The sequence below is a fragment of the Ensifer sp. LC163 genome (genome assembly GCF_001695855.1).
GTDB lineage: Bacteria > Pseudomonadota > Alphaproteobacteria > Rhizobiales > Rhizobiaceae > Ensifer.
On record NZ_MBSS01000009.1, the window covers coordinates 51,969 to 63,305 of the forward strand.

At 62.3% G+C, this 11,337-nt stretch carries 7 protein-coding genes; 4 read left to right on the forward strand and 3 right to left on the reverse strand.

Annotation, left to right across the window (positions count from 1 at the left end; translation table 11 throughout):
* Positions 1-52 precede the first annotated feature (52 nt).
* The gene (gene cckA, locus BC360_RS08270) at positions 53-2,677 is read left to right on the forward strand and encodes a cell cycle histidine kinase CckA (protein ID WP_065794881.1); all 2,625 of its coding nucleotides are present in this window, start codon (positions 53-55) and stop codon (positions 2,675-2,677) included.
* A gap of 90 nt (positions 2,678-2,767) precedes the next feature.
* Here the strand turns inward: cckA and BC360_RS08275 are convergent, their stop codons facing one another.
* Both BC360_RS08275 and BC360_RS08280 read right to left on the reverse strand, forming a co-directional pair.
* Positions 2,768-3,697 (reverse strand): pseudouridine-5'-phosphate glycosidase, encoded by a 930-nt coding sequence (locus BC360_RS08275; protein WP_065794882.1) that lies wholly within the window; start codon positions 3,695-3,697, stop codon positions 2,768-2,770.
* A 31-nt stretch (positions 3,698-3,728) separates the two neighbouring features.
* Positions 3,729-4,676, reverse strand: coding sequence for a carbohydrate kinase family protein (locus BC360_RS08280; protein WP_139109960.1), 948 nt, complete (start codon positions 4,674-4,676; stop codon positions 3,729-3,731).
* Positions 4,677-4,915: 239 nt separating this feature from the next.
* Here BC360_RS08280 and recA point away from each other — a divergent pair, with 239 nt between their 5' ends.
* From recA to BC360_RS08295, 3 genes are all read left to right on the forward strand, one after another.
* The gene (gene recA, locus BC360_RS08285; RefSeq protein WP_065780144.1) at positions 4,916-6,004 is read left to right on the forward strand and encodes a recombinase RecA; all 1,089 of its coding nucleotides are present in this window, start codon (positions 4,916-4,918) and stop codon (positions 6,002-6,004) included.
* A gap of 230 nt (positions 6,005-6,234) precedes the next feature.
* Positions 6,235-8,898: an alanine--tRNA ligase gene (gene alaS, locus BC360_RS08290; RefSeq protein WP_065794884.1), complete on the forward strand. Its 2,664-nt coding sequence runs from the start codon at positions 6,235-6,237 to the stop codon at positions 8,896-8,898.
* A gap of 259 nt (positions 8,899-9,157) precedes the next feature.
* A complete protein-coding gene (locus BC360_RS08295; RefSeq protein ID WP_065794885.1) occupies positions 9,158-10,009 on the forward strand; it encodes an AraC family transcriptional regulator in 852 nt (283 codons plus the stop codon).
* Between the two features lie 84 nt (positions 10,010-10,093).
* Here BC360_RS08295 and BC360_RS08300 read toward each other — a convergent pair whose 3' ends face one another.
* Positions 10,094-11,308 carry an NADP-dependent isocitrate dehydrogenase gene (locus BC360_RS08300; protein WP_065780152.1) on the reverse strand — a complete coding sequence of 405 codons (1,215 nt, stop codon included), beginning with the start codon at positions 11,306-11,308 and terminating at the stop codon, positions 10,094-10,096.
* Positions 11,309-11,337 lie beyond the last annotated feature (29 nt).

Here is an 11,337-nt window from a genome sequence, read left to right on the forward strand (position 1 = left end):
CCGGACCGAACCGGCCTTGGGCCGGGCGGTATTGGCGGCAGATGAGGACCCGATGACGAAATTGCGGCAGTCAGGTGACTACCAGATGCCGGTTGTTGACCGTGGCGTCAGGCCGGGAACCGTCATGCGGATCGTCCTGCTTGCGATCGTTCTCACCGTCTCTGCGATCGCCTTCGTGATTTTCAAGAACGAACTGGACAACGAGATCGTGCTCGGCATCCTTGGCGTTCTTGCGATGGTCGGGATCTTCTTCCTCGTCTCCTCGGTCATCGGCTTCATCGAGGTGATGCCGCAATCGCGGCCGGACGAGCTGGCGCGCGCCTTTCTCGACGCCCATGAAGACGGCACAATCGTCACGGACCGCAAGGGCCGCATCATTTACGCCAACGCCGCCTACGGCGCGCTGACCGGGGCGAAGAACGCGGCCGGCATCCAGTCGCTCGAGACGATCCTGTCGCGAAACCGCGAGGCGACCGAAGCGATCTACCGCCTGACCAACGGCCTGCGCGAGGGCAAGCAGGGACACGAGGAGTTTCGACTGTTGAAGCCGCTCGCCACCGGCGCTGCCTCCAGCGGCTCCGGCGCCCACTGGTTTCGCTTGAAAGCCCGCGTGCTGCCGCTCGAAGACAGCGACCGCAATCCGCTCTACCTCTGGCAGATCGCCGACATCACCGCCGAACGCGACGACCAGGAGCGGTTCTTCAAGGAGCTGCAGAACGCCATCGACTATCTCGACCATGCCCCGGCCGGCTTCTTCTCGGCCGGGCGCAAGGGTGAGATCTTCTACATCAACGCCACCCTTGCGGATTGGCTGGGCATTGACCTGACGAAGTTCCAGCCAGGTTCCATGAGCATCGGCGACCTCGTCGCCGGCGAAGGGTTGACGCTGGTGCAGTCGGTGCAGGCGGAACCCGGACTGAAGAAGACCAAGGTGCTGGACCTCGATCTGCGCAAGACCAATGGCCAGAGCCTGCCGGTGCGCATGGTGCACCGGGTGTCGTCGGCACGCGACGGCGCGCCCGGCGAAAGCCGGACCATCGTCATGTCGCGCGACGGCGGCGAGGACGAGGATCAGTCGGCGTCGAGCGCTGCGATGCGCTTTACCCGCTTCTTCAACAATACGCCGATGGCGATCGCCTCGGTCGACGGAAAAGGCCGAATTCTTCGCACCAATGCGCCGTTTCTCAAGCTATTCTCGGGCCTCGTCTCCCAGGACGATGTCGAGCGCGGCGCGCTGATCGAAACGGTCGTGCACGCGACAGAGAAGGGGCGCCTGCACGACGCACTTGCCGCCGCCAAGGATCGCCAGGGCGACATTGCCCCGATCGACGCACTGCATCCGGTCGATGGCGAGCGCCATTTCCGCTTCTATATCAATGCCGTCATCGACCAGAGCGATCAGGCACCGGAAGAAGCGGCGATCATCTATGCGCTTGAAATTACCGAGCAGAAGGCGCTCGAAAACCAGATGGCGCAGACGCAGAAGATGAATGCGGTCGGCACGCTTGCGGGCGGTATCGCGCACGACTTCAACAACGTGCTGACGGCCATTCTGCTTTCGTCCGACCATCTGCTTTTGTCGGCGCGCCCCGCGGATGCGAGTTTCGCCGACCTGATGGAAATCAAGCGCAATGCCAATCGGGCGGCAGTTCTGGTCCGGCAATTGCTCGCCTTCTCGCGCAAGCAGACCATGCGGCCGACGGTGCTGAGCATGACCGACGTGATCGGCGATTTGCGCATGCTCGTCGATCGCATGACCGGCACCAACGTCAAGGTCGAAGTCGACTACGGGCGCGATCTCTGGCCGGTGCGCACGGATCTCGGCCAATTCGAGCAGGTGCTGCTCAACCTGGCCGTCAACGCGCGCGACGCGATGCCGGCAGGCGGCATCATCACGCTTCGCACGCGCAATCTGCCGTCAAGCGAAATCGCGGCTCTTGGCCGGCGCGAGCTGCCGGAAGAAGATTTTGTGATGGTGGAGGTTTCCGACCAGGGAACCGGCATTCCGCCCGAGATCCTCGACAAGATCTTCGAACCGTTCTTCACCACCAAGGAAGTCGGCAAGGGCACCGGTCTTGGTCTCTCGATGGTCTATGGCATCGTCAAGCAATCCGGCGGCTACATCTATCCGGAATCCGAAGTCGGCAAGGGAACGACATTCCGCATCCTGCTGCCGCGCCATATCGACATTCCCGAAGTCGCCGGTGAGCCGGCGTCGGGCACGTCAGCCGAAACGGTGGCGCTGCCGCCGGTCGAAACCGTCATCAAGCCGGTCGCCAAGGCCGAAGAACCGACGGACCTCACCGGCGATTCGGCCGTCGTCCTTCTCGTCGAGGATGAGGAAGCCGTCCGCCGCGGCGGCAAGCGCATGCTCGAGACACGCGGCTATACCGTCCATGAGGCCGGTTCCGGCGTCGAAGCGCTCGATATCATGGACGAGCTTGATGGTGCCGTCGATATCGTCGTGTCTGATGTGGTGATGCCGGAAATGGACGGGCCGACGCTCTTGACGGAGTTGCGTAAGAAATACCCAGACCTAAAATTCATCTTCGTTTCGGGTTACGCGGAAGACGCATTCGCCCGCAATCTGCCGGCCGACGCAAAGTTCGGCTTCCTACCGAAGCCGTTCTCGCTGAAACAACTGGCAGTGGCCGTGCGCGAAATGCTGGATTCCTGAGCCGCTTGCCGACGTTCACGTCACCGCAAAAGAAAGGCCCGACGCTTGCGCGTCGGGCCTTTCTTTTTGTCGTCTCGCTGACTGTCGCCCCTACTTCGCGGCGAGCGCGACAGCAATTTCGCCGGCGAGGCGGGCATTGTTCTCGACCAGCGCGATGTTGGTTTCGAGGCTGCGGCCTTCGGTCAGATGGAAGAGGTTGTCGAGCAGGTAGGGCGTCACTTCCTTGCCTGTGATTTCGTCGCGTTCGGCGTTGTCGAGCGCGCGTGCGATGTAGATTTCCATCTCCTCGCGCGGGATCTCGCTTTCGGCTGGAACCGGGTTGGCGATCAGCATGCCGCCATCGACGCCGAGCAGTTCGCGCATGTTCTGGAAGTTGGCGATTGCTGCCGGGCTGTTGAGCATCAGCGGGCTCTTGAGGCCTGAATCGCGCGACCAGAAGGCCGGGAATACGTCGCTGTCATAGGTGACGACGGGCACGCCGCGGGTTTCGAGAACTTCGAGCGTCTTCGGAATGTCGAGAATGGCCTTGGCGCCGGCGCAAACGACGATGACAGCCGTGCGTCCCAGTTCGTCGAGGTCGGCGGAGATGTCGAAGCTCAGCTCGGCGCCACGGTGCACGCCGCCAATGCCGCCGGTCGCAAAGACGCGGATGCCGGCACGGGCGGCAGCGATCATCGTCGCGGCAACGGTCGTCGCACCGGTGCGGCGCTCTGCGATCGCAAAGGCAAGATCGGCACGCGACACTTTCATCGCGCCTTCAGTCTTTGCCAGCTCTTCGAGCTTGGCGTCATCAAGGCCGATATGCAGAACGCCGTGGATGACGGCGATGGTCGCCGGCACGGCGCCCTGGTCGCGAATGATCGCTTCGACGCTGCGGGCCATGTTCAGATTGCCCGGATAGGGCATGCCATGGGTGATGATGGTCGATTCCAGCGCCACGATGGGCGCGCCGCGCGCCTTGGCGGCTGCAACCTCGTCGGAATATTCCATCGGCAGGAAGGGGGAAGCGGGTTTGGTCATGGTTTTTCCTTGGGAGTTCGGCTAGCGGCGTTCATGCCAGCATTTGAGGTGCCGGCACAAGAGCCAGCGCCCGTTCGAGATTGGCCTGCGACATTTGTTCCGAGGCGGCCAAGGGGGAGCGAAGCGTAATGCCGGCAGACGCAATGCCGTGCCGCAGGCATTCCGAAAGATCGTGACCGGCAAGCCGGGCGGCGAGGAAGCCGGACGCCAAGGCATCGCCGGCACCGGTGACATCGGCGAGTTCCGGCAAAGCCGGTGGCGTCGCGACGCAGACGGTTTCGCGATCGAAGGCGACCACCGCGCGGCCGCCGCGGGTGACGACGCCACCTTTGAGCCCGGCTGCGCGCAACAGCGGCGGCCAACCCTCAGCATCCGCTGCGTCCTTGCCGGTGAGCGCCCGGGCCTCGGCTTCGTTCATGAACAGGAAGCCAAGCTTGGCCAGGCTCGGCTGGAAGCGGATCACTTTTGCCGGCGAAACAGCGATGCCAGCGACGATGCGCCCGTCGCAGGACGCTGCCTCGACGAGAGCGGCAATCGTTTCTTCCGGCAGGTTCGCATCGGTCAGAACCAGCCGGCTGTCGGCGATGGCGTCGCGCAGTGCGCGACGCTGCAACTGGCGCGGCGAGAACATCCTGTAAAGATCCATGTCGGCAAGCGCGATGACCAGGTTGCCGTCATTCTCGATGATCGCGGTGTAGCTCGGCGTCTTGCGGTCAAGGAAGGTGAGGGGATTGTCGATCACGCCAGCGGCGGCGGCGGCGGCCGTTACCATCTCACCGGCCGCGTCTCCGCCGCGCGTGCTGATCATCCTCACGCTATGCCCCAGTCGCGCCAGATTGCGCGCAGCGTTGAAACCGCCGCCGCCAGCTTCCTCGAACCAGGTGCCGGGGTTGCTCGAACCGGGCGCGGTCGTGCCGGTGATGCGGCCACGCCGATCGATATGGGCGCCGCCAAAGACGGCGATTTCGCCTTCCATCATGAATGTTCCTCTGCTGTCTCTTGGGCGAATCGGATCAGCACCGTTCATCTTCTCAAGGCGCGCGGGGCGCTGCCGAAAAACTTACCCCGCAATGCGTGAACATGAATCGAACACAATCCGAATAATTCCTATTTTTCAATACCTTGTTCTGCCCTTGCAAAAACGGAACAAAACATGTACAAAAACTCGTGCGGCGGCTTCATTGCCTCGGTAGCTTCAATAACCTAAAGGTGGACCAAATGGCACAAAACTCTTTGCGGCTCGTAGAGGACAAATCGGTGGATAAAAGCAAGGCACTTGAAGCGGCACTTTCCCAGATCGAACGGTCGTTCGGCAAGGGATCGATCATGAAGCTCGGTGGGAAGGACAGCATCATCGAGATCGAGACGGTTTCGACCGGCTCTCTCAGTCTGGACATCGCACTCGGCATCGGCGGCCTGCCGAAGGGCCGCATCGTTGAAATCTATGGTCCGGAAAGCTCGGGCAAGACGACGCTGGCGCTGCAGACGATCGCAGAGGCACAGAAGAAGGGCGGCATCTGCGCCTTCGTCGACGCGGAACATGCACTCGATCCGGTCTATGCGCGCAAGCTGGGCGTCGATCTGGAAAATCTGCTGATCTCGCAGCCCGACACCGGTGAACAGGCGCTTGAAATCACCGACACGCTGGTCCGCTCCGGGGCGATCGACGTTCTCGTCGTCGACTCCGTCGCAGCGCTCGTGCCGCGCGCCGAAATCGAAGGCGAAATGGGCGACAGCCTGCCGGGTATGCAGGCCCGCCTGATGAGCCAGGCGCTGCGCAAGCTGACGGCTTCGATCTCGAAGTCGAACTGCATGGTGATCTTCATCAACCAGATCCGCATGAAGATCGGCGTCATGTTCGGTTCGCCGGAAACGACGACGGGCGGCAACGCGTTGAAATTCTACGCCTCGGTTCGCCTCGACATCCGCCGTATCGGTTCCGTCAAGGAGCGCGAAGAAGTCGTCGGCAACCAGACGCGCGTCAAGGTCGTCAAGAACAAGATGGCGCCTCCGTTCAAACAGGTCGAGTTCGACATCATGTATGGCGAAGGCGTCTCCAAGACCGGCGAACTTGTCGATCTCGGCGTCAAGGCCGGCATCGTCGAGAAGTCCGGTGCCTGGTTCTCCTATAACAGCCAGCGCCTCGGCCAGGGTCGCGAGAACGCCAAGACGTTCCTCAGGGACAATCCGGACCTGTCGCGCGAGATCGAGACGGCTCTGCGTCAGAACGCCGGCCTGATTGCCGACCGGTTCCTCGAGAATGGCGGCCCGGAAGCCGACGACGGCGACGACGCCGCCGAAGCATAATCAGCAAGCAAAGCTTTGAGCTTTCAAAAACCGGTCGCCCTCGTCGGCGGCCGGTTTTTTGCTGCCGTCTGGACAGCATGATACGCGAACGATAAAAGCCTGTGGTTCCGGCGACCGAGGGCGTTGGAGGGCGCAGCCGTCAGGGACGGCTGCGGGGTTGAAGGACAACGGCGAGTGGCGCGGCAAATGCCGGGGCTTGGGCCTGAATTGGTGCACAGATAGGACGCAAGATGAGCGGCGTGAATGAAATCCGGTCGACGTTTCTCGACTATTTCCGCAGGAATGGTCACGAGGTGGTGTCGTCGAGCCCGTTGGTGCCGCGCAACGACCCGACGCTGATGTTCACCAATGCCGGCATGGTGCAGTTCAAGAACGTCTTCACCGGGCTCGAGCAGCGTCCCTATTCGACGGCCGTAACCGCACAGAAATGCGTGCGCGCCGGCGGCAAGCACAACGACCTCGACAATGTCGGCTACACCGCGCGCCACCACACCTTCTTCGAGATGCTCGGCAACTTCTCCTTTGGCGATTACTTCAAGGAGAATGCCATCGAATTTGCCTGGAACCTGATCACCAAGGAATATGGCCTCGACGCCAAGCGCCTGCTGGTCACGGTCTATCACACCGACGACGAGGCTTTCGGCCTGTGGAAGAAGATCGCCGGCCTAACCGACGACCGCATCATCCGTATTCCGACCAGCGACAATTTCTGGGCCATGGGCGATACCGGCCCTTGCGGTCCTTGCTCGGAAATCTTCTACGACCACGGCGACAAGATCTGGGGCGGACCTCCGGGTTCTGCCGATGAGGACGGCGACCGCTTCATCGAGATCTGGAACCTCGTCTTCATGCAGTACGAGCAGATCACCAAGGAAGAGCGCGTCGACCTGCCGCGTCCGTCGATCGACACCGGCATGGGTCTCGAGCGCCTGGCAGCCGTGCTGCAGGGCCAGCACGACAACTACGATATCGATCTCTTCCGCGCGTTGATTGCCGCGTCTGAGGAAGCGACCGGCGTCAAGGCCGAAGGCGACCAGCGCGCCAGCCACCGCGTCATTGCCGACCATCTGCGCTCGTCCGCCTTCCTGATCGCCGATGGCGTGCTGCCGTCGAACGAGGGCCGCGGCTACGTCCTGCGCCGCATCATGCGTCGCGCCATGCGCCATGCCCAGTTGCTCGGCGCCCGCGATCCGCTGATGTGGAAGCTGCTGCCGGCGCTTGTCGGCCAGATGGGGCGCGCCTATCCGGAACTGATGCGCGCCGAAGCGCTGATCTCGGAAACGCTGAAGCTCGAGGAAACCCGTTTCCGCAAGACGCTGGAGCGCGGCCTCAACCTCCTGTCCGAAGCCTCGGCCGACCTTTCCGAAGGCGACCAGTTCAACGGCGAGACCGCCTTCAAGCTCTACGACACCTACGGCTTCCCGCTCGACCTGACCCAGGACGCCCTGCGCGCCAAGGGGATTTCCGTCGACACCGACGCCTTCACCTCCGCCATGGAGCGGCAGAAGGCCGAGGCCCGCGCCAATTGGGCCGGCTCCGGCGAAGCGGCAACCGAAACCATCTGGTTCGAGCTGCGCGAAAAGCACGGCGCGACCGAATTCCTCGGGTATGACACCGAGGTCGCCGAAGGCGTGATCCAGGCGATTGTCCGCGATGGTACTGTGGCTGCATCGGCCACCAAGGGTGAAACGGTCCAGATCGTCCTCAATCAGACGCCGTTCTATGGTGAATCGGGTGGCCAGATGGGCGATACCGGCACCATCACCACTGACGGCGGCAAGCTGACGGTCACCGACACGCAGAAGCGCGGTGAGGGCCTGTTCGTTCATTTCGGCGTGGTTGCCGAAGGCACGATCAAGACCGGCGACGCGGCTCAGCTCGAAGTCGACCACGCCCGCCGTTCGCGCCTTCGTGCCAACCATTCAGCCACCCACCTGCTGCACGAGGCGCTGCGCGAAGTGCTCGGCACTCATGTGGCGCAGAAGGGCTCGCTGGTTGCGCCTGAGCGTCTGCGCTTCGACGTATCGCATCCGAAGCCGATGACGGCCGAGGAGCTGAAGATCGTCGAGGAGATGGCAAACGAGATGATCGTTCAGAATACGCCGGTCACCACCCGTCTGATGAGCGTCGACGATGCGATCGCGGAAGGCGCCATGGCGCTGTTCGGCGAAAAGTACGGCGACGAAGTGCGCGTCGTGTCCATGGGCCAGGGCATTCACGGCTCCAAGGCCAACCGTCCGTATTCCGTCGAGCTCTGCGGCGGCACCCACGTTTCGGCGACCGGCGACATCGGTCTCGTCCGCGTCGTTTCTGAAAGTGCCGTTGGCGCCGGCGTGCGCCGCGTCGAAGCGCTGACGGGCGAGGCAGCCCGCGCCTACCTCAATGAGCAGGACGAGCGGGTAAAGACGCTTGCCAACACGCTCAAGGTTCAGCCAGGCGACGTGCTCGGCCGCGTCGAGGCGCTTCTCGACGAGCGCCGCAAGCTGGAGCGCGAACTGACTGAAGCCAAGAAGAAGCTGGCGCTCGGTGGCGGCGGTCAGGCGGGATCGAGCGATGCCGCGCGCGATATCGCCGGCATGCGTTTCCTCGGCAAGGTCGTTTCCGGTGTCGAACCGAAGGATCTGAAGAGCCTGGCCGACGACGGCAAGAAGAGCCTCGGATCCGGTGTGGTTGCCTTCGTCGGCGTTTCCGGCGATGGCAAGGCAAGTGCTGTCGTGGCCGTTACCGACGACCTGACGTCCAAGGTGAGCGCCGTCGATCTCGTGCGCATCGCCTCGGCGGCGCTGGGCGGCAAGGGTGGCGGCGGCCGCCCTGACATGGCGCAGGCCGGCGGCCCTGATGGCGAGCGGGCGGCGGAAGCGATCGAGGCCGTTGCCGTGGCATTGTCCGGTTAAGGCAACTGCATAATTCCTTAAATCGGATCCGATTTAAGGACAAAATCATGCAGCAAGTTTAGAGCGTTACGGCGCCGCGCGTCATATCTGACGCGCGGCGCCGTAGGCGCAGAAACGTAAAATTGAAAAGGGCGTCCGTTTCGGGCGCCTTTTTTTGTGGCTGCGATTGGCCTTCGGTCCGGCAGTCGCAAAACTCCGCAGGATTTGTCAAAGTCGTCTATGGTCTACCGACCCGTGAGCAAAACGCAAAAGGTTCGACATGGACGAGCAGGCGACCTGGGCAGCTTACGAAAGACGGCTGCACAGGGTGAGCGACTACATCTACGGCCATCTCAACGAGGAGCTCGATCTCGATCGGCTCGCAGAAATCGCCTGCCTGTCGCCGCACCACTGGCACCGGATCTACCGGGCCGTCCACGGCGAGACGCTGGCGGCAACGGTCAAGCGGCTTCGGCTACAGAAGGCCGCCGCCGATCTCGTGCAGTCCGATCTTCCTGTCGAAGCGATCGCGCAGCGCTCTGGCTACCCCAATATTCAATCCTTCAACCGCACCTTCAAGGCAGTCTACGGATTGCCGCCGGCGCGATATCGGAAGGAGGGCAGCCACAAAACCTTCGAAACCGCTTCATCGGAAGGAATTGCGGACATGTATGAAGTCACCCTCAAGGAGATCGATAGCTTCGATCTCGTCGGCGTCGCCCACACCGGTTCCTATATGGGCATCGGCAAGGCATTCGAGACACTCTACGGCACGCTGTTTTCGCGCAATCTTTTTCGCCCCGACATGGAGATGGTCGGCATCTACCAGGATGATCCGGAATTGGTGCCGGTGGACAAGCTGCGCTCCTTTGCCTGCGTCACGGCCAAGCAGACCCTGCCTGCCGAAGCGCCGCTGACACCCCAGACGCTCGACGGCGGCCGCTATGCCGTGCTGCGCCACAAGGGGCCTTATGCTGATATGCCCTTGGCCTATCAATGGCTCTACGGCACCTGGCTGCCACAATCGGGCCGCGAAGTGCGCGACAGCCTGATGTTCGAGAAATACCTCAACAACCCGCGCGACGTGCCGCCGACCGAGCTCTTGAGCGAGATCTACCTGCCGCTGAAATAGCCGGCCCTGGGGCGCAGCATGCAGAGAGCAAAAAGAAACCCGGCACGAGGCCGGGTTTCGCATTCAGTCCATGGCTGATGCCGGTCAGGCAGCCATTGCCTTCTTCAGGTTCTCGTCGATCTTGTCGAGGAAGCCGGTGGTCGAGAGCCACGGCTGATCGGGGCCGATCAGCAGCGCCAGGTCCTTGGTCATGAAGCCGGCTTCGACGGTGTCGACGCAGACCTTTTCGAGCGTTTCGGAGAATCGGGCGAGCTCGGCATTGCCGTCGAGCTTGGCGCGGTGTGCAAGGCCACGGGTCCAGGCGAAGATCGAAGCGATCGAGTTGGTCGAGGTTTCCTCGCCCTTCTCGTGCTGGCGGTAGTGACGGGTCACGGTGCCGTGGGCGGCTTCGGCTTCGACAGTCTTGCCATCCGGCGTCATCAGGACCGAGGTCATCAGACCGAGCGAGCCGAAGCCCTGGGCCACGATGTCGGACTGGACGTCGCCGTCATAGTTCTTGCACGCCCAGACGTAACCGCCGGACCACTTCAGCGCCGAAGCGACCATGTCGTCGATCAGGCGGTGTTCGTACCAGATCTTCAGTTCCTTGAACTTGTCGGCGAATTCTTCCTCGAAGACCTTCTGGAAGATGTCCTTGAAGCGGCCGTCATAGACCTTGAGGATGGTGTTCTTGGTCGAGAGGTAGACCGGAACCTTGCGCTGGATGCCGTAGTTGAACGAAGCGCGGGCGAATTCGGTGATCGAATCGTCGAGGTTGTACATGCCCATGGCAACGCCGGCCGACGGTGCGTCGAAGACGTCGTATTCGATTTCCTTGCCGTCCTCGCCGACGAACTTCATCGTCAGCTTGCCCTTGCCCGGGAACTTGAAGTCGGTGGCGCGGTACTGGTCGCCGAAGGCGTGACGGCCGACGATGATCGGCTTGGTCCAGCCCGGAACCAGGCGCGGAACGTTCTTGCAGATGATCGGCTCGCGGAAGATGACGCCGCCGAGGATGTTGCGGATGGTGCCGTTCGGCGACTTCCACATCTTCTTCAGCTTGAACTCTTCGACGCGGGCTTCGTCCGGGGTGATCGTGGCGCACTTGACGCCGACGCCATGCTTCTTGATGGCGTTGGCGGCATCGATCGTCACCTGGTCGTCGGTGGCGTCGCGGTTTTCCATGCCGAGGTCATAATACTCGAGATCGATGTCGAGGTAGGGATGGATCAGCTTGTCCTTGATGAACTGCCAGATGATGCGGGTCATCTCATCGCCGTCGAGTTCGACGACCGGATTGGCGACCTTGATCTTTGCCATGAATATGCCTCGTAGCTTAGCGGGACAGC